The sequence below is a fragment of the Nitrosovibrio sp. Nv6 genome (assembly GCF_900110495.1).
Lineage (GTDB): Bacteria > Pseudomonadota > Gammaproteobacteria > Burkholderiales > Nitrosomonadaceae > Nitrosospira.
Window position 1 is genome coordinate 99749 of the sequence record NZ_FODX01000006.1, and the last position, 19293, is coordinate 119041.

The window sequence follows — 19293 nt, forward strand, 5'->3', positions numbered from 1 at the left end:
ATCCATGACCCTCCGTTATTTTTTTGGGTCATTTCTTTTTTCCCTAGTCCATACGGTCTATTGACCCTTGCTCTATATTCCGAGCATTCTGTAAGGGCTTATCCAAGATCATCGGGAATTTGCATTGTTAACTATCTGCCCTATCTTGCGATAAAGCAATTGCAGAGCGTCTTGCTGGTCGTCTACCCTGGCCAGGTTTTCCATTTTTCGATTCCGTCACCTTTGCCAACCTTTCGCGTCGGAGAACAATATGAATAAATTACGAACATGCCCCCAGCTTGTCATGATCGTGGCGATAGCGGCCTTGATCGGCTCCACGATGCCAACGGCATCTCAGGCCAGCGATTATGCGCCCGGTTTTCGTTGGGATCGCAGTGAAGACTGGGTACCGGGTACGGTGCCAGGCTCGACCGCCGGAAATCCGGCCGCGGATAAGAATGGCAATCCGGTATGGTTTTACGGATATACATCCGGCGGGGAACTGGGATCGGCAAACCCTTGGTACGCTCAGGAGCTTTCTCCCCAGGTTTGGAGCGACGGATGGTTGACAGGCTACCCAGGACTTTGGGCCCGAATATATAAAGGGCCTGGTGCTGATAACATGGGTACTGCCCCGCCGATAGATAGATGGACAATGTCTCACGAGATGACCGCGAGCACCCACTCTGCCGCTTATATGCCCGTCGTGGAATGGCGTAATCCAATAGGCGGTAGTGCGATAGTGGATGTTGGCGGATCTTTTAATATTATTTGGGAAGGGATTTATACTGATAATGCGCCTGATGGTCTCGTCGATATAGCTGTTGCCCGAATGGATAGTTCCACGGGTTCTGCCGATCTGCTCTATTCGGCGACACTGACGAATCCGAGAGCGGGCGACGCTCTCTGGCCTGGAGACGGTAACGCGTCTTTCTCGACAGTCACGCAGCCATGGGGCGTTTCCGGACTGCGTTTGGATGAGGGCGATGCATTGCGATTCACGCTTCGTGTAAGAGGCGATGAAACTGAACCCAATTTTTGGGTGTTGTTGAACGATCAATCTACCGATATCCGGCTGGTCAGTACGGTACCCGAGCCAGAACAGTTCGTCTTGCTGGCATTAGGACTGGGCGTTCTTGCGGTCCGGTTGCGGCAGAGGAATTTGACTAATCGAGCCAGGCGTCAGCACTACTGATAATCTCAATTTTAAAAAAACGTCTGGATTTCAGCTTCCGCTAAATAAAAATCGAGCTATTCATTGATCACGACAAAAAATCATAATCAAGCGTCGCCGCCCAATCGTGTCACGATGGAATGTCGAATGTAGTACATACGGCATAGGTCAGGCGAAGGGATGATATGAGTTGGTTGGCATTCGAGAATGAGCCATCTTCGCCAGGCATTCGGTACGGGTGTAGAGTCCTTGTTGTCACTGCTGAGATGATCGAAGTTCGATGAGCCCTTCTCTATAGCTGAGGTGGGGCAGTTAACATCCCACCTCACCCTTTAGGTATTTATTGAAGCTGATCTTTTTTGACTAGCCAGAAGGGCCTATTGACCTCTACTCGATATTCGGCGTAATTTGCACGGTAGGTTTTTAAGATTTCAGAACTGGTGTGTGTTGATAAGTAAGCATTGATAGTGGGATAGTGGGCCATTGTGTCTTGATCAAGCAATTGCAGAGGAGCCTGGGGGAGTCATTTACGTCAGTTAATGCGCCCTACAGGTCTTATATTTTTTAGATTCCGTCATCTTTGACAACATTTGCGTCGGAGAATAGTATGAATATATTACGGATATGCCCACAGCTTGCCATGGCAGTGGCTTTGATCGGTTCCACAGTGCCAATCACATCACTGGCCAACGACTATGCGCCCGGTTTCCGCTGGGATCGGAGTGAGGATTGGGTACCGGGAGCAGTGCCGGGCTCGATGGCCGGAAATCCAGCTATGGATAAGAACGGCAATCCAGCATGGTTTTATGGATATACATCCGGTGGAGAACTGGGATCGTCAAATCCATGGTACGCACAGCAATTTTCACCGCTGGTTTGGAACGATCAGGTAAATGTAGGGGGAGGTCAGGGAGTTTGGGCTCGAGTATATAATGGTCCAGATACAAATATCATAAATACTGATCCGCTCATCGATAAATGGTCAATGGCTCACTCTTTGACTGAATACATACGATCGGCCGAGTATATGCCTGTGGTTGAATGGCGCAACCCTGTAGGAGACGGAGCGATCGTAGATGTTGGCGGATCTCTGAAGGCTACATGGGAGGGGCATTATACGGATAATTCACCTATGGGTCTCGTCGATATAGCTGTTGCCCGGTTGGACGCGTCTGAAGGTTCCTTCGAACTTCTTTACTCCACGACACTTTCAAATCCCACTGAGGGTAGCGCGTTATCGTCGTTTTCGACAATTACGCAGCCTTTGGGCATTTCGGACGTGCGGTTGGATGAGGGCGATACCTTGCGATTCACGGCTCGCCTGAGGGGCGATGAACATACGACGCCATTCTGGTTATTGCTGCACGACGAGGGGACCGACATCCGGTTGGTCAGTTCTGTACCCGAGCCAGAACAGTTCATTCTGCTAGCGTTGGGGCTAGGTGTTCTTGCGGTCCGATTGCGGGGGAGAAATTTGACTGATCGGGCCAGACGCCAGTACTGCTGATAATCTCGATTAAAAAAAACGTCTGGATCTCAGTTTCGCTAAATAAAAATACACGTCGAGAAGGGCTGACCATTGTGTCCCTGCGATCAAGCAATTGCAGAGGAGCTTTGGAATTAGCCACCTGTTGTCTACATTTCGTTAGGAGAACAATTTGAATATATTTCAAATATGCCCCAAGCTTGTCATGGCAGCGGCCTTGATCGGTTCCACAGTGCCAATCACATCGCTGGCCAACGACTATGCGCCCGGTTTTCGCTGGGATCGCAGTGAAGACTGGGCACCGGGTATAGTGCCAGGCTCTATGGCTGGGAATCCGGCCGCGGATAAGAATGGCAATCCGGTATGGTTTTATGGATATACATCCGGCGGGGAACTGGGATCGTCAAATCCATGGTACGCGCAGCAACTTTCGCCAATGGTATGGGATGACGAGTGGTGGGGTGGTTCTGGTCAAGGACTGTGGGCTCGAGGATATAATGGACCGGGTGCCGATAATGTTGGCACCAATCCACCCATCGGTAAGTCGGCAATGGTGCATGATCTAACCGCGCACACCACGTCTTCTGAGTACGTTCCTGTGGTTGAATGGCGCAACCCTGTAGGAGACGGAGCGATCGTAGATGTTGGCGGATCTCTGAAGGCTACATGGGAGGGATATTATTCGGATAATTCGCCTATGGGTCTCGTCGATATAGCTGTTGCCCGGCTGGACGCGTCTGAAGGTTCCTTCGAACTTCTTTACTCCACGACACTTTCAAATCCCACTGAGGGTGGCGCGTTATCGTCGTTTTCGACAATTACGCAACCTTTGGGCATTTCGGACGTGCGGTTGGATGAGGGCGATACCTTGCGATTCACGGCTCGCCTGAGGGGCGATGAGCATACGACGCCCTTCTGGTTATTGCTGGACGACCAGGCGACCGACATCCGGTTAGTCAGTTCTGTGCCTGAGCCAGCACAGTTCATTCTACTAGCGTTGGGGCTAGGTGTTCTTGCGATGCGACTTTGGCGGAAGGATTTGACTGGCCCTGCCATGCGGCAGTACTGCTGATAATTTCGATTGAGAAAAACTCTGATTTTGGCTTGCAGCAAATAAAAACCAAGCTATTCGATGATCAAGACAAAAAAGTCTTACTCAACAACCACCGGCTAAAGCCGGTGGTTGAAATTAGGGATTGAAAGTCCGGATACGCGTCGGCTGAACGACGCGTTCTAATCAGGATCCATGTTGAAATCATCGTTCGACCTCGGTTCAAAGTGATGCTCCAAATACTACTTGATCATCTCTGCCGTCATGTGCTCCTCCGTGGCTCTCTCGCCCAAAAACGTCTTACCCAATACTTTTTCTTCAAGTGCGGAAACTCTTCAAACCACTTGCTCGACGTGCGCCCTTGATCCGCCTAAAGTATTGATAGTCCTATCGCTCTATTGATCCTTTTCCTATCAAGTTGTAGCCTTTCCACGTCGGGTTTTGCGAATTGAGATTTTCGAGACTCGGTGCGGTAAGTATTATCAACAAAAAAGTTGTCAACCGCTTTCCATATCGTGAAAAGAGATGTGCGCAGAATGGTTGATTTAACGTTCCAAGTACATAAATGATAGGAGGTACAAAATGATTAAATTTTCACTGAAACAAGCCGCTCTTGCAGCAGCGTTGGCAGGCATGAGCGTTGGCGCATATGCCCAAACGCAAGAGGATCTGGGAAGAATAGATTTCTCTTCGCCTGCGGCATTTAACAGTGTCGTGGCACCAACCACAACGGGCTTTAGTGACATCTTCACGTTTACCGTCGCGGAACCTAACCTGGGTGTAAGCGCAAGCGTGGTGGACATTCCCCTAAGCGTTTCCGGATTTACCTTCGATACGGCGCTTGCCACGATGTCGCTCGTGTATGCGGGTGCCGATAATACAATTGGTGGCGGTGACGATACGGTTCTGCAGTCAGTCGTACTTCCGTCGCCGGGCAACAGCGAGGATAACTTGAACTTGACATGGGAAACGCCCATCGTCTCGGGTATGCACTATCTCAACGTCACCGGCGTAACAGGTGGCACGGAGGGAGGTATATATGCGGGCGCGATCGCAGCAGTTCCTGAGCCGGAAACTTATGCCATGCTTCTCGCAGGTCTGGGTTTAATGGGTGCTGTTGTCCGACGCCGGGGAATGCGCAAAACGTCATAAGTGAAGAAACGTAACCTCTTGCTTTCAAGATGCAATAAAACGGCCTCCTCTGGAGGCCGTTTTATATGGCCCCTTCCCTTCCTTTAAGGGCCGAGATAAGCTAGCTCTGCCTCGAGTTTGGCAATGCGATACCACGCTATGGTAGGCGCGATTGGACTCGAACCAACGACCCCCACCATGTCAAGGTGGTGCTCTAACCAGCTGAGCTACGCGCCTGCGAAACCAAATTTTATCTGAAACCGGACCGTCGTTCAAATTATAATGGGCGATTCCGCCGATAGCGGTATTTGGGCCGCAGCCAGGCTTTTCCTCGCGGTGAACTGATGGAAAAAATCCGCTTATCCAAGCTCATGTCTCAACAGGGATTATGTTCCCGCAGAGAAGCGGATAGCTATATCGAACGCGGCTGGGTGTTTGTGGATGACGAACGCATTACCGAGCTGGGCACGAAGGTTTATCCCGTACAGAAAATAAAGCTCCATAACATGGCGCAAGCGCAGCAGTCAGGCCAAGTTACAATACTGCTGAATAAGCCTGTCGGCTACGTATCGGGGCAACCGGAACCGGGCTATAAGCCAGCAATCAGTTTGGTAAACCGGGAGTCCCACTTTCAGGGTCAGGCAGCAAGGCGGTTCAGCCCGGTATATTTGAAGGGCTTGGCTCCAGCGGGCCGTCTTGATATCGATTCATCGGGCTTGTTGGTGCTCACCCAGGACGGCCGCATCGCCAAACAGCTGATCGGAGCAGAGTCGGGGATCGAGAAGGAGTATCTGGTTCGTGTGGAGGGAACATTATCGAAGTCCGGACTGCGTCTGTTAAATCATGGTTTGAGCCTGGATGGTGAAGCGTTGAAACGCGCCGAAGTGATTTGGCAGAATCGGGATCAGCTACGTTTCATTTTGCGCGAAGGCAAGAAACGGCAAATCCGTAGAATGTGCGAGCTGGTGGGGCTGGAAGTCACCGGTCTAAAGCGGATTCGCATTGGAAAGGTTAAACTGGGCGAACTGCCGTTAGGAAAATGGCGTTACATCAAGCCGGACGAAGCGTTTTGAGCGCATTCCGAAGTGCTGGTCACAATTAATTTCATAAATTTCAGGAACAGCAAATGATTTTGGTAACCGGGGGCGCCGGATTCATCGGCGCCAATTTTGTGCTGGATTGGCTAGCTCAATGTGACGAAACAATTGTCAACCTCGACATACTTTCCTATGCGGGGAATCTGGAGAACCTCGTCACGCTGGCAGAAGATGAGCGGCACTTTTTTATAAAAGGCGACATCTGCGATTCCGCCCTGGTAACGCACTTGCTCCGGCAGTACCGGCCCCGCGCCATCATCAATTTTGCTGCTGAAAGCCATGTTGACCGTTCCATCCATGGCCCGGAAGATTTTATTCAGACCAACATCGTCGGCACATTCCGGCTCCTTGAAGCCGGACGCAGTTACTGGAATGGCTTACTGGGACAGGCGAAGCAGGATTTCCGTTTCCTTCACGTTTCGACCGACGAAGTTTATGGTTCCCTGCGCAAGGGCGAACCGCCTTTCACCGAGACTCACCGTTACGAACCCAACAGCCCGTACTCGGCAACCAAAGCTGCCAGCGACCATCTGGTACGCGCGTACCACCACACCTACGGGCTGCCTGTGCTCACTACCAACTGTTCCAACAACTATGGTCCATACCAATTTCCGGAAAAACTCATCCCGCTCATTATCGTCAACGCACTTGCGGACAAACCATTGCCTGTATATGGCGACGGCCAGCAAGTTCGCGACTGGCTATATGTAAAGGACCACTGCAGCGCCATTCGCCGCGTACTCGATGCCGGCATTCCGGGGCATATCTATAATATCGGCGGCTGGAACGAGAAACCTAATATTGATATCGTCGAGACGATTTGCGGATTACTGGATACGCTGCGGCCTCGAGTTGCCGGACCATACCGCAATCTGATCAATTTTGTCACGGATCGTCCTGGCCATGATCGCCGCTATGCCATCGATGCAAGTAAAATCGGGCACGAATTGGGCTGGAGACCGGCTGAAACTTTCGAAACCGGCATTTGCAAAACCGTTCAATGGTACCTCGACAATCCTGCCTGGGTGGGCAATGTGCAATCCGGAGCCTACCGGAACTGGGTCGAGAAGAATTACGAAGGGCGTGTCCCGTGAAAATTCTTCTGTTCGGGAAAAGCGGCCAGGTGGGATGGGAACTACAGCGTAGTCTTGCGCCTTTGGGCGAGCTGGTGGCACTGGATTTTGATAGCCAGGAGCTGTGCGGTGATTTCAGCCGTCCTGATGGCATCGCTGAAACCGTTCGCGCGGTTGCTCCCGATGTGATCGTGAATGCCGCCGCTCATACCGCCGTGGACAAGGCTGAAAGCGAGCCTGAGCAAGCGCGCACCATCAATGCTCTGGCTCCCGCCAGACTTGCCCGCGAAGCCGGAAAGCTTGGCGCCTGGCTGGTCCATTATTCTACAGACTACGTATTTGATGGAAGTGGGAGCACGCCTTGGGTGGAGACCGATTCTGCGGGGCCTTTGAATGTGTATGGCATAACCAAGCTGGACAGCGAGGACGCTATAATTGGATCAGGCTGCCGTCATCTGATCTTTCGCACCAGTTGGGTTTTTGCCGCACGCGGCGGTAACTTCGCAAAAACCATGCTGCGTCTGGGCCAGGAACGCGATCGCCTCACCGTGATCGATGACCAGATTGGCGCGCCCACCGGCGCCGATCTGCTGGCCGACGTCACTGCGCATGCCATTCGTACGGCCGTGCTACGGCAAAGCGTATCCGGCCTGTATCATCTGGTTGCGGCAGGCGAGACGTCATGGTACGGTTATGCACAGTTTGTATTAAACTTCGCTCGTCAAGCCGGGGTCACTCTCACCGTCGCGGCAGATAACATTCTACCGGTACCCAGCAACGCATTTCCCTCACCCGCCCGGCGACCGAAAAACTCGCGTCTGGATACCGGAAAACTGCAAAACACCTTCAATTTGAATTTGCCATCCTGGCAAACCGGAGTGGCACGCATGCTTACCGAAATTCTCGAGAAGGCGCCATGACTCAACGCAAAGGCATCATACTCGCCGGTGGCTCCGGCACCCGGCTCTACCCCGTGACCAAGGCAGTCTCGAAGCAACTGCTGCCTATTTACGACAAGCCAATGATCTACTACCCACTCAGTACCCTCATGCTGGCAGGTATCCGCGACATTCTTGTCATTTCCACGCCGCAAGACACACCGCGGTTTGAGCAGCTGCTTGGCGATGGCAGCGATTGGGGTTTAAACCTGCAATACGCGGTGCAACAAAGTCCTGACGGATTGGCTCATGCCTTTACCATCGGCAAGGATTTTATCGGCAATCATCCCAGCGCGCTGGTCCTGGGAGATAATATTTTTTACGGGCACGATCTGCATCTGCAACTTCGGCGCGCCATGGAAAAGGGGGATGGCGCGACCATATTCGCGTATCACGTGCAAGATCCCGAGCGTTATGGCGTTGTCGCTTTCGATGCTCATAATCGAGTTTCTACACTGGAAGAAAAACCAGCTCAGCCTAAAAGCAACTATGCTGTCACCGGCCTTTATTTCTACGACAACCAGGTCGTCGATATCGTCGGCGGGCTCAGGCCTTCCGCCCGCGGCGAGTTGGAGATTACCGATGTCAACAGGATGTATCTGGAGCGTGACCAACTCAGTGTGGAAATCATGGGCCGCGGGTATGCGTGGCTGGATACGGGCACGCACGAAAGCCTGATAGAAGCCAGCAACTTCATTGAAACGATCGAGCATCGTCAGGGTCTCAAGGTGGCCTGCCCGGAAGAAATCGCCTACCGGCAGGGGTTTATCAACATCGCGCAGCTTGAGAAACTGGCGCAACCACTCATCAAGAATGGTTATGGGCAATACCTGATGCGTTTATTGGACGAGCGGGTGATTACGTGAAAATAATTACCACTTCCATCCCGGATGTCCTGATAATCGAACCCAGAGTCTTTGGCGACAGCCGGGGATTCTTTTTCGAAAGCTTCAATCAGAAGGATTTCAGCCAGGCTACTGGACTAGACGTGAATTTTGTGCAGGACAATCATAGCCGCTCCGCCAAAGGCGTATTACGCGGCTTGCACTATCAGATCCGGCAGCCCCAGGGCAAGCTGGTGCGGGTAGTGCGCGGGGCGGTGTTTGACGTATCGGTAGACATTCGCAAATCGTCTCCGACCTTTGGTCGATGGGTCGGCGTGGAATTGACCGAGGATAACTACCGCCAGTTGTGGATCCCACCGGGATTTGCCCATGGTTTCTATGTGCTGAGCGACAGTGCCGATTTCCTGTACAAAACGACAGAGTACTATGTTCCCGACCTTGACCGCAGTCTTTTATGGAGCGACCCCGAGATTAATATTTCTTGGCCCATAAATGCGGGTACGCAGCCCGTTATTTCAGCAAAAGACACGAACGCAGCAAGGCTGGCTGACGCCGAACTGTTTGAATGATACCTCGGCCTTTAATTTGATGATCCGCAATGACAAGGGGGAAAACACTGATCCGATGAGTGTTCGACAATGATAGAAAAGACAGCAGGCCGGGAATTTCCATTGCGGGAGGCGCACAACCTCGTCCGTGATCTCATGACGCCTAATCCCTGGATTTACTGGATCGATTTTCTCTTTCATATTTCACTGGGCTGGGCCGCCTTTGTGATTTTTCTGTCTATGCCGCTTTCCTTACCGTGGCAATTTCTGGCGGGTATCGTTGCCACGTTCGCCTTCTATCGTGCAGCAATTTTCATTCATGAACTGGCGCACCTGAAAAAGGGCACATTTCAGCTTTTCCGTCTCGTCTGGAACATCACTTGCGGGATACCGCTACTGATTCCTTCCTTTACCTACGATGGCGTGCACAACGACCATCACAAGCGCGACGTGTATGGCACGGACAAGGACGGAGAGTATGTGCCCTTCGCAACCTTGAAGCCTGTGGTCATGATCGGGTACGTAATGCTGTCATTTATTTTGCCGCTTTTCTTCATAATCCGTTTTCTGCTGCTTACACCGTTGTCTTACCTCATCCCGCCATTGCGTAAATTCGTCTGGGAACGAGCCTCCTCGCTCACCATCGATATGAATTATAAACGTGGGGAGAACGCAATACGCAATGATAAGCACTGGAAAATACAGGAGTTCGCCGCTTTTGTTTTCATAACAGCAGTGGTTGCGGCCATTGCACTCGAAGTTCTGAGCGCCCGATTCCTGATTCTCTGGTATGTGATTGCCATGTTCATCTTTTTTATAAATTCATTACGTACGCTAAGCGCCCATGCTTATCGAAACCCCGGTGATCAGCCGATGGAATTTGCCGAGCAATATCTCGACTCCATCAACGTTCCAGGCAACTTGCTCATTACCGCCTTATGGGCTCCAGTTGGCTTACGCTACCATGCGACACATCATCTTTTCATGAGCATGCCCTACCATAACCTGGGCGAGGCGCAACGGCGTCTGGTGAATGGTTTGAGCGATAACACGCTTTATCTTGAAACGGTTCGGACCAGTATGTGGGATGCCCTGCAGCGAATTTGGGGCGAAGCTTCCGCGAACACGCGGAGAGCCAGCGTACCTTGTACTGACGCTACATTTGAGGATTCTGCAGGCAGAGAAAAAAACGCGTGATAAAAGGCCTTATTGTTACAGCCCGGTAGTTAAGAAGTCGGAACTAAGCCTCGTTTTACCAACTTCGTGCGTAGCGCGCCGCGTTGATTCCTGGACCGAATGGAATGCGAGGCACGAGAGGCAGGGGTGCGAATGCCATACGGTAGCGAATTTCTGCCGCTTCCGGCGCCAAGGGACAAGTTTTCTTCAAAAGCGGCAGCCCCGCACGATTTTTCCTTGTTCTACCAATCTCCACCCCGGAGTATTTAATATTGCAGAGATGGTCGCAGCCAGTTGATAGGCCTTTTTTCGGCATCGCAACTAGAGGTCTTTTCATTGATGATCCGCTCCTTCTGATAGCAATGCCTGCTTATATGCCTTCGACGGCATGAGCCGGTTTTTTTGTGCTACAAGCATATCACCCCCGGAATATAACCCACGGGCGACTTATCCTGTTGTTTTTGAATCTGCTGGCAATGGGATTTGCCTGTTCATGATTCGTGTCCCGGTAACGTTGCAATTTCGGCAGAATTTTTACCTTCAGACAATTGATCTGGGCAACGTTTTAGCGACCTCCGAGCCGTCCATTTCGCCGGTATGATATGCTGATACAAGTCGTGGGGAAATTGGCCTTTGGTACAGTTCCCTTAGCATCGTTTATTCAAGAGAATGTGGTCGAAGTTACGCATATGATTTCCGAACAGCAGCACATATGGCAGGCATAAATTATAAATAAGTGGGAGATAACTGATGAGCGTGGTAGCTGTGGTTGGATTAGGCTATGTAGGATTACCTCTGGCGGTTGAATTTGGAAGAAAACGTCCGACAATAGGTTATGATCTTTCCCGCAGCAAAGTCGAGAGTTATAAGCAATTCATCGATCCGACCGGCGAAGTTTCCTTCGATGATCTACAGGCGGCGAGCTACCTTCTTGCCACCAACGATCCGGCTGAGTTGTCGCGAGCCGACTATATAGTCGTAGCCGTCCCGACACCCGTGGATCTTGCTCATCAGCCGGATTTCACGGCACTCGTTGGCGCCAGCGAAACTGTCGGAAAGCATATGAAGCGGGGCGCAATCGTTATTTATGAGTCTACGGTTTATCCTGGAGCAACTGAAGAAATCTGCGTTCCGGTTCTGGAGAAGCATTCGGGCATGAAATGGAAGGGAGATTTCCATGTTGGCTTCTCCCCTGAACGTATTAACCCTGGCGATAAGCAACATACGCTTACCAGTATCTTGAAAGTCGTATCCGGGGACGATGACGATACGCTGGAGAAAATCGCCATGCTCTACGAAAGTGTAATTTCCGCTGGCGTATACCGTGCATCAAGCATCAAGGTTGCGGAAGCCGCCAAGGTGATCGAGAACACTCAGCGTGATCTGAATATTGCATTGATGAACGAGTTGGCCATCATTTTCGATAAACTGGGAATAGATACCATGGAGGTTCTGCAGGCTGCGGGTACGAAATGGAATTTCCTTCCCTTTCGTCCGGGATTGGTCGGGGGACATTGTATCGGTGTTGACCCCTATTACCTGACGCATAAGGCGGAAATGATCGGTTATATACCCCAGGTGATTCTGGCCGGTCGCCGGATCAACGACAGCATGGCGAAGTTCGTCGCGGAACAGACCATAAAACACATCATCAAGGGTGATATAAATGTCAGAGGTGCGCGAGTGAATGTTCTCGGTCTGTCCTTCAAGGAAAACTGCGCCGATCTGAGAAATTCCAAAGTTGCCGATTTGATTAATGAGCTCAAGTCCTACGGAATAGAGATTCATGTGCATGATCCTGTCGCGAGTCAGGAAGAAGCTCATCATGAATATGGTCTGCAACTGGAATCCTGGCAAAATCTTCCCCGCGCCGATGCACTGATCGTGGCAGTTGCACATCGCCAATTTGTAGACAGACCGCTGGCGGATTTCCGGTCCAAGATCACAGACAAGGGTTGCTTTATCGACGTTAAATCCCAGTTTGATCCGGCAGCGCTCCGTGAGGCTGGCCTCAACGTTTGGAGACTTTGAGAAAAGGGCCTGCCGGATAATGACGAGATATCAACATGTGCTTCAACACTTGGAAAATCACCGGTATCAGTGGCTGGTAACGGGTGTCGCCGGTTTCATCGGTTCCAATTTACTGGAGGTCTTGCTCAGGCTGAACCAGAAGGTGACGGGGTTGGATAACTTCTCGACTGGCCACCATCATAATCTCGAGCAGGTAAAGGAACTGGTCGGCGAAAACGCCTGGCTCAATTTCAGCTTTATCGAAGGCGATATCTGTCAGCTGGAAACGTGCAGCAATGCATGCAGGGGCGTCGATTTTATCCTGCATGAAGCAGCCCTGGGGTCCGTGCCACGCTCTATTCAAGACCCCATCCGTACAAACGAGAGCAACATTTCCGGCTTCCTGAATTTATTGGTAGCGTCTCGCGATGCCGACGTGAAGCGCTTTATTTACGCAGCATCCAGTTCCACTTATGGAGACCATCCTGATTTACCTAAAGTGGAATCGGTAATTGGCCGGCCGCTCTCCCCATATGCTGTTACCAAGTATGTTAACGAACTCTACGCGGATGTGTTCGCTCGTTGCTATGGTATGGATTCCATCGGGCTGCGCTATTTCAATGTTTTTGGCCCAAGGCAGGACCCACGCGGCGCTTATGCGGCAGTGATTCCCCAATGGGTTTCGGCGCTCATCGGGAACAGAACGTTATATATCAACGGAGATGGCGAAACCAGCCGCGATTTCTGTTTTATCGAGAACGTCATTCAGGCCAATCTTCTTGCTGCACTGACGGAAAATCCCGAGGCGGCCAATCAGGTTTACAATGTGGCGGTCGGTGAACGCACAAGCCTGAACCAACTCTATGAAGCAATGCGCGCGTTACTCTTGGATAAGTTTCCCCGGCTGCGGGATCATAAGCCTACCTATGTAGATTTTCGCAAGGGCGACGTACGGCATTCCCTGGCTGACATTTCCAAGGCCGGCAAAATGTTGGGCTTCGAGCCGACCCATCGAATTGATGAAGGGCTCAAACAAGCGATGGATTGGTATATCGCGCATCTTGCCCCCGAGAAAGAGGAACTCAATGCGGAATAGGCGCTTTTAACCGTAGGTCAGCAGGCTTTCTAAGCTGATCAGCCTATTTTTCAGACTAATCGTTCCATTTTCCCATTTCCATCAATTGATTCTTCAGGCCTGGCAGTGGGAAGCCCAGTTCATACGCTTTTTTTGCATACGTATTTGCCTGTTCATAATTCTTTTTCTTCATATAGAGCAAGCCAAGGTTGTAGTTGATGGTAGGGTTTTCGGGCTCAAGATTAACTGCAATCTCAAATTGATCCGTCGCTTTGTCTATTTGCCCCGCTTTTGACAAATAATTGCCGTATACCATACGCACCATTGCATCGTTTGGCTTGTAGCGAATGGCGCGATCAAAAAAACATTCCACAGAATACTTTGCGCCGGTCGGTTTTAACGTTTTCTCCCTCAGGGAAAGTTTGCCGAATGCTGCCAGCGCGCGATGGTGATTTGGGAAGATCAAAAGCGTGTAGCTCAAATCACCCCCAAGAGTTCCCGTATTTCCGTAGCGCAGGTTTTCTATACTGGCAGTAAAATGGTGTTCCTCAACAGTCCTCAGAAATGTTCTTTGTTCGTCGCTCGTGTAGTCACGCACATTTCCCAATTCTCCACAGTAAGCAGCGGCCCAAAGATTTGTGGAAATTATAAAACTTGCCAATATGATAATGCTGGGTATGAATTTCACTACCGTTCCCCTCATTATGAGTGATTTTGCTGCAGGCGCTGCAACAGCATGGCAACGCGCTCTATATAGTCCGTAGCAAAAAATTGTTCAGCTTGCTGACCTCGATATCAGAAAAGCGACCGAATTCTTTCGAACTCCCATGACCGCCAGAAATGGGCGGTTCTAATAGTCTCGCGATGCCAGGAGACGCATTGTCACATTCTCCCTCTATCAGCACCGCGGTGGGTATGTAAAACCATCAGGCAGGTTCACATATTGCCGGAAATTGTCTCGCCTTGAATCCACTCTGTTGTCCAAACTGCTACCTGATCGCGCCACTCTCTTCGGGAAAACGTATGGTTAGCCTCCAGTAAATTGAGGCGCGACACTTGTGGCGAGGCCAGCAGTTTTTGCCATTCGGGCGAATCTTGAACGAGATCCGAGAACTCCTGAGCTGTGAGATCACGCCCACTGATGATCAGGAGCACCTCTCCCTTGAAACGACTGAGTGCATGATACATTCGCTCCGGTAATGGAACGGAGCTGCAGAATTTATCAGCCGCGTTTTCCTTAAAGCGATTGCCAGCTTTTTCTCTTCCTGTCAGGGTTGCATGGATGGTTCTGAAAAGCGACTGCGCAGCTGCAACATAGTCAAAATTCCCTCGCCATATCTTGGACCAGAACTCCGGTTGGAAGATACGCGTCGTGTAATAATGCTTCAGATAAACCTTGGCGGATCCTTGATCTGTCCTTACCCATGGGTTTAGCAAAACCAGTCCGGTAACCCTGCGATCCTGATAAGCATAGAAAAGCGCAGCCGATGCCGCATCACACAAACCTAAAATCACCACTTCATGTAGCAACGGTACCTCAGCAAGAAATTTCTCTATCGCGCAACTCAGATCCTCCTCCACATCTTCGAAGGTTCTTGCACCTCCCTCGCTGTCGCCCATTCCCCGGAAATCAAACCGAAGAACTGGAATTCCATGCGCGGCCAGGTGACGGGCGAGTAGCGTGAATTGGCGGTGGCTTCCCACCCGATATTGAGGTCCGCCGACTACAATCAATACTCCCTTGGAAGTGTAGTGTTCAGGTAGACTTAAAATCCCGTACAGCCAATCTTGCTCGCAGCGAAAGACAACACCACGCTCGTCGAAATTCATCATGCTACTGAAGCAAAGCATCCGCAGTGGCCGATACCAGCTCAGGACATTCGGTGATTTCCTGCGTCGCCCAAAATGATGAGCACGCTACTAGATACACATGCGGATCAATACCACGTCGTTTCCATTCCCCGATAACCTGTACCCCAGCCGGCGTCATTGAGCGGCCTGCCTCAGCCACGATCTCGAACCAGTGAATAGTGCTTTTCCCGATGGACAGCTCGGCCGCTTTCAAACGATCAATAGCGGCAGCCAGCTCGGGTGCAAGTTCGTACCCGGCTACCTCCAGTACTTCTCCCTTCTCCATGCGCTGGCGCATCATATTCGTCCCCGTTTTTTTTTCAGCGGAATCGCCTGCGAGTATTTCATTTGCTAGTCGTAAGCGCAAAAACTGATTCAAGAATGATTCTCCATTAATCACCGGTTGCCAAAGAATCAACCGGTCAATTGGATCTGGCTGATCCTTGGCGAAGTCCAATGCCAGCAGCGCGCCCAGGCGCAGACCCCAGAGGCTGACCGGTACAGCAAAATGATTCTCAAGCCAATTTCGCGCGCAGGCCAAATCCTGTTTCCAAATATCCCAGCGCGCATCGCAAAATTCGCCACTGCTATCACCGCAGCCGAAAAGATCTATTTGCAGCACGCTAAACCCCGTCGCAGCAAAGGCTCTTGCCTGCATCGCGGCCATACGCCGGGACTTGTTCATCTCGTCGCCAAAGGGATGAACATATATGATAACCCCGCGGCATGCCTGGTCGGGATAGGGTTTATGGAAAAGACAGAAACGCTGTCCGGGTTCGGCTTCCAAAAAAAACGGCTCGGCAGGATAAGTATCGGAACGACCTGTCATTCCGCCAATTTACGCTCGACGAAATAGGTAAGACTGCCGACGGTTTCGAAAGTCCTTGCGCTGATCTCATCATCGTCGACTGTTATATCAAATTGCTCCTCCAGGGCAGTAATCACATTGACGACCGCCATGGAATCTAATTCGGGAATAGCTCCGAGCAACATCGAGCCCTCGTTGAGCGCATTCTTTCGTTCTCCTAGGCTTAGCACATCGGACAGGATGTTTTTCACTTCTTCAAGGTACTGCATGCTTACTCCATGGTTGATTTATCTTGTGGTGGGCTGCACGTTGCCCGGAGGCCCTCAGTATGCAGGCGAAACTCAGGAAATGAATCGGCATGGGACGAGAAATGAAAATACGGAGAGATGGAGGCGAACGTTAGTTGCCACCTGCCAGCGTAAAAAAAAATGGCGCTCCCCAAGGACACGGCCCCAAGATGTGCATGAGCGCGGAGGGAGCCCGAATTGAACGCGGAAATGCGGCTGCATGACCATAAGACACCATTTTCAGCCAAAATGCGATTCGCCTCGCCCCAGAGACGCGAAAAAGTTCGGCCCAGCCGAAAATCGGGTGCTACATACACATCGAAATCCCAAGCCGTCTGTTCCGTCGGTAGCGTTATGTAGCGGGCGCGCACTTCATCTTCGTGATAATATTTATTACCCAATACCAGCCACAGAAAGCCGATAAAGTGCGCATCCTTTGAAGCGCCCAGGCATAGTGCACCTTGCTCGAACCTTGCCTGAATCGCTGCGGCCGGCCGGGGAAACTGCCGGACAATTTCATCGTGTTCGTCAATCAGCCGTATCTCTATTTTCCCGCCCTTCCCCTGCGGAGTCAGAGCCGCTTTCGCAACTGGCTGGGCCGTAAAATAATATCTGTACATACGACAGCTTCCCCCCGACGCCTTTACCAGAAGTTTGTTGAGCAGGAAAAGACAGAAATTGAACCCGCCCCACTGCTGCAACATCTGACACAACTCGTTTTTTCGTCCTGTCGATATCATGACGCTTCAAAAAAATATTGCATGTGGTTAGCGCCGGCTGTCAGATTGACGCGACCGACTGACTATTAGGCGATCAAGTTAGATAGCTGAGCACGAATTGATCGGTTATCCGATCAGGTCAAACAAAGCCGCGTTTGGGGTACCGAGCCTAAGTCACCATGCAAACACTCGCTACCTAAACAGCATCCTGTTTTCTCGTCATTGCGGAAACAAAACGCTGAATAGTACTATAGTTGTATCGTGGAATAAGAACGAAAATAAAAACGTCTTTACTTCTCACTGATTTTCTTCTACCTTTTAATTTCAACCCTCTTTCGGATTTCAAGCTCTAGCGCTTACCCGAAGCCGGCCTACCTATTTTTTTCATTTCGAGAGGCGGACATATGTGCACACTGAGCGTGGTGAATAAAAGTAAAAGCGTAATGAATAAACCAGGAAGAAGTAAAGGGGCAGTTGCAAAAAACTGGCTTCGGTTATCGAATCTTACGCTTTCTCTATTAATGACGGGTAGCTTCTCCCTGGTTGCGGCGCAGGCACATGCGCAAACCTCCTCAGAGCGCCTGTCGTCATTATTGGCAGCGATTCCGGCTGGCGGCTGGGTCCAGGCAAACACCAATTTTTTCTCTGATGCATGGCCCACTGGTGCTGACGCGGTACAAGCGCCGAGTCACGAGTTTCCAGGCTCAATCGTACGAGCGTGGAGTTCCTTTGCCTGGGATTCCGGTCGTGGGGACCTTATGCTCTGGGGAGGCGGCCATGCAAATTATGTCGGTAACGAGATGTATGTTTGGGACGGAGCTACCGGGGAATGGGGACGCGGCTCTCTCGCGAGCAGGGTGGACGCAAACGGTTTTGTTGTGGATAGCGCGGCGCCACAATCTGCGCATACCTACGACAATAATATCTATCTTCCTGTCAATGATATGTTCCTTACATTCGGTGGGGCGGCCGCGAGTGGAGGTGCGTTCCAGGAAACAGATGGAACCAATGTGAGCAATGCCGGACCATTTTTATGGGATCCAACCAAGGCCGATCCGAACAAGGTCGGGGGTACCACTGGCTCAGGCTGGAACACTACCAATGTTGCCGAAGGCGGCAATATGTGGATTGACCGGGACATGCAAACCGCATCTCACGTTAACGGAACAACAGCCTACACAACCGAGGACGGCAAAGACGTGGTTTACCTTACTGCTGATACGGGTGCATCAGGGTTTCCACCGCTGTACCGCTATACGTTGGGCGACGTGAGGAACGGGGGGCAGGACACGTGGGAAAAAATTGGTGTCAGTTGGAATACAGTCGGCTACCAAGGTGCTGCAACCATTGATACAACACACAATTTGTACATCAGAACAGCCAGCCCCAACTCCAGCTATACGTCGGATTTGGCGATATGGGATCTGGACAATTCCAACGTTGCCAACCCCAACCAAAACACCGATGTTGGGGTGAATCTGGTGAACGCCGATGGCAGTGACTTCAGAATGACAGGGAATTTCGGCATTGATTATGATTCAGCGCATAACACAATCGTGCTGTGGGATGGCAATAATGGAGGTGGAACCGTATGGTCGGCCAGCGTGGTCACGGATGAAAACGGCGATATCGGCCCTGACACCACCTGGACTATTTACGAAATGGAGAGCTCAACACCAGAACATCCTCAGGGAAACTTTACCACCGGCGTTCTCGGCAAATGGAAGTACGATGCGACGCTTGGCGCTTTCATCGCTCTGGACGAGATTTCGTCTACGGGGGACGGAGGGTGGGATGCAGGTGTATGGTTATACAAGCCGGCAGCAGCTATTCCGGAACCGGAAACTTATGCGCTCTTTCTCGCGGGACTTGGCCTGATAGGATGGGTTGCCCGTAGACGTCGCGCCTGAATACCGGCTGTCAAATCAATACCGCACCGGCGATCCGGTGCGGTGACAAGCTTATGCCTAGTGTGAGGCATGTTGACTATATCGGTGTCGCATACCGCTCCGCTCACGCCCAGATGCGTGCAGGTCATCCTCCTG

The 19293-nt window shown here is 51.2% G+C and carries 19 protein-coding genes, 1 tRNA gene and 1 pseudogene; 13 read left to right on the plus strand and 8 right to left on the minus strand.

What is annotated here, in order from left to right; genetic code table 11:
* The first annotated feature begins 250 nt into the window (after positions 1–250).
* The 3 genes from BMX66_RS12330 to BMX66_RS12340 all read left to right on the plus strand — a co-directional run bounded on the left by BMX66_RS12330 (position 251) and on the right by BMX66_RS12340 (position 3711).
* A complete protein-coding gene (locus BMX66_RS12330) occupies positions 251–1174 on the plus strand; it encodes a PEP-CTERM sorting domain-containing protein (protein ID WP_090882626.1) in 924 nt (307 codons plus the stop codon).
* 586 nt (positions 1175–1760) lie between these two features.
* Positions 1761–2660 carry a PEP-CTERM sorting domain-containing protein gene (locus tag BMX66_RS12335; protein ID WP_090882628.1) on the plus strand — a complete coding sequence of 300 codons (900 nt, stop codon included), beginning with the start codon at positions 1761–1763 and terminating at the stop codon, positions 2658–2660.
* Positions 2661–2811: 151 nt separating this feature from the next.
* Positions 2812–3711, plus strand: coding sequence for a PEP-CTERM sorting domain-containing protein (locus tag BMX66_RS12340; protein WP_090882630.1), 900 nt, complete (start codon positions 2812–2814; stop codon positions 3709–3711).
* A gap of 221 nt (positions 3712–3932) precedes the next feature.
* Here BMX66_RS12340 and BMX66_RS16045 read toward each other — a convergent pair.
* A pseudogene (locus BMX66_RS16045) lies at positions 3933–4054 on the minus strand (IS200/IS605 family transposase); the annotation flags it as partial.
* 218 nt (positions 4055–4272) lie between these two features.
* Between BMX66_RS16045 and BMX66_RS15700 the strand changes: the two are divergent.
* Complete coding sequence (locus tag BMX66_RS15700) at positions 4273–4842, plus strand: FxDxF family PEP-CTERM protein (protein ID WP_177168786.1); 570 nt, start codon at positions 4273–4275, stop codon at positions 4840–4842.
* 139 nt (positions 4843–4981) lie between these two features.
* Here the strand turns inward: BMX66_RS15700 and BMX66_RS12355 are convergent.
* A tRNA-Val gene (locus tag BMX66_RS12355) sits at positions 4982–5058 on the minus strand.
* Between the two features lie 107 nt (positions 5059–5165).
* On the opposite strand from BMX66_RS12355, the gene BMX66_RS12360 reads away from it, so the two are divergent.
* The 6 genes from BMX66_RS12360 (at position 5166) to BMX66_RS12385 (ending at position 10519) form a co-directional block, all read left to right on the plus strand.
* Entirely contained in the window at positions 5166–5894 is a 729-nt protein-coding gene (locus BMX66_RS12360) for a pseudouridine synthase (protein ID WP_090882805.1), read from the plus strand.
* 53 nt (positions 5895–5947) lie between these two features.
* A complete protein-coding gene (gene rfbB, locus BMX66_RS12365; RefSeq protein ID WP_090882632.1) occupies positions 5948–7012 on the plus strand; it encodes a dTDP-glucose 4,6-dehydratase in 1065 nt (354 codons plus the stop codon).
* Positions 7009–7911, plus strand: a complete 903-nt coding sequence (gene rfbD / locus BMX66_RS12370) for a dTDP-4-dehydrorhamnose reductase (RefSeq protein ID WP_090882634.1) — start codon at positions 7009–7011, stop codon at positions 7909–7911. The genes rfbB and rfbD overlap by 4 nt, the downstream gene beginning before the upstream one ends.
* The gene (rfbA, locus tag BMX66_RS12375) at positions 7908–8795 is read left to right on the plus strand and encodes a glucose-1-phosphate thymidylyltransferase RfbA (protein ID WP_090882636.1); all 888 of its coding nucleotides are present in this window, start codon (positions 7908–7910) and stop codon (positions 8793–8795) included. Before rfbD ends, rfbA begins: the two co-directional genes overlap by 4 nt.
* A complete protein-coding gene (gene rfbC, locus BMX66_RS12380; RefSeq protein ID WP_090882638.1) occupies positions 8792–9343 on the plus strand; it encodes a dTDP-4-dehydrorhamnose 3,5-epimerase in 552 nt (183 codons plus the stop codon). The genes rfbA and rfbC overlap by 4 nt, the downstream gene beginning before the upstream one ends.
* Positions 9344–9412: 69 nt before the next feature.
* Complete coding sequence (locus BMX66_RS12385; RefSeq protein WP_090882640.1) at positions 9413–10519, plus strand: fatty acid desaturase family protein; 1107 nt, start codon at positions 9413–9415, stop codon at positions 10517–10519.
* 55 nt (positions 10520–10574) lie between these two features.
* On the opposite strand, the gene BMX66_RS12390 is transcribed toward BMX66_RS12385, so the two are convergent.
* Positions 10575–10835: a hypothetical protein gene (locus tag BMX66_RS12390; RefSeq protein WP_143058233.1), complete on the minus strand. Its 261-nt coding sequence runs from the start codon at positions 10833–10835 to the stop codon at positions 10575–10577.
* Between the two features lie 413 nt (positions 10836–11248).
* Here BMX66_RS12390 and BMX66_RS12395 point away from each other — a divergent pair, with 413 nt between their 5' ends.
* Together BMX66_RS12395 and BMX66_RS12400 are read left to right on the plus strand one after the other, a co-directional pair.
* Complete coding sequence (locus BMX66_RS12395; RefSeq protein WP_090882644.1) at positions 11249–12529, plus strand: nucleotide sugar dehydrogenase; 1281 nt, start codon at positions 11249–11251, stop codon at positions 12527–12529.
* A 19-nt stretch (positions 12530–12548) separates the two neighbouring features.
* The gene (locus BMX66_RS12400; RefSeq protein ID WP_090882646.1) at positions 12549–13604 is read left to right on the plus strand and encodes an SDR family oxidoreductase; all 1056 of its coding nucleotides are present in this window, start codon (positions 12549–12551) and stop codon (positions 13602–13604) included.
* Positions 13605–13659: 55 nt separating this feature from the next.
* Here the strand turns inward: BMX66_RS12400 and BMX66_RS12405 are convergent, their stop codons facing one another.
* The 5 genes from BMX66_RS12405 to BMX66_RS12425 all read right to left on the minus strand — a co-directional run bounded on the left by BMX66_RS12405 (position 13660) and on the right by BMX66_RS12425 (position 17233).
* Positions 13660–14271, minus strand: a complete 612-nt coding sequence (locus tag BMX66_RS12405; RefSeq protein WP_090882807.1) for a tetratricopeptide repeat protein — start codon at positions 14269–14271, stop codon at positions 13660–13662.
* Positions 14272–14519: 248 nt separating this feature from the next.
* Positions 14520–15416 (minus strand): hydrolase 1, exosortase A system-associated, encoded by an 897-nt coding sequence (locus BMX66_RS12410; protein ID WP_090882648.1) that lies wholly within the window; start codon positions 15414–15416, stop codon positions 14520–14522.
* Position 15417: 1 nt separating this feature from the next.
* Complete coding sequence (locus BMX66_RS12415) at positions 15418–16263, minus strand: hydrolase 2, exosortase A system-associated (protein WP_090882650.1); 846 nt, start codon at positions 16261–16263, stop codon at positions 15418–15420.
* Entirely contained in the window at positions 16260–16511 is a 252-nt protein-coding gene (locus tag BMX66_RS12420) for an acyl carrier protein (protein ID WP_090882652.1), read from the minus strand. Before BMX66_RS12420 ends, BMX66_RS12415 begins: the two co-directional genes overlap by 4 nt.
* A 2-nt stretch (positions 16512–16513) precedes the next feature.
* On the minus strand, positions 16514–17233 hold the full coding sequence (locus tag BMX66_RS12425; RefSeq protein ID WP_090882654.1) for a GNAT family N-acetyltransferase: 720 nt from the start codon (positions 17231–17233) through the stop codon (positions 16514–16516).
* A 458-nt stretch (positions 17234–17691) separates the two neighbouring features.
* On the opposite strand from BMX66_RS12425, the gene BMX66_RS12430 reads away from it, so the two are divergent.
* Complete coding sequence (locus BMX66_RS12430; protein WP_255398944.1) at positions 17692–19158, plus strand: PEP-CTERM sorting domain-containing protein; 1467 nt, start codon at positions 17692–17694, stop codon at positions 19156–19158.
* Positions 19159–19293: the final 135 nt, after the last annotated feature.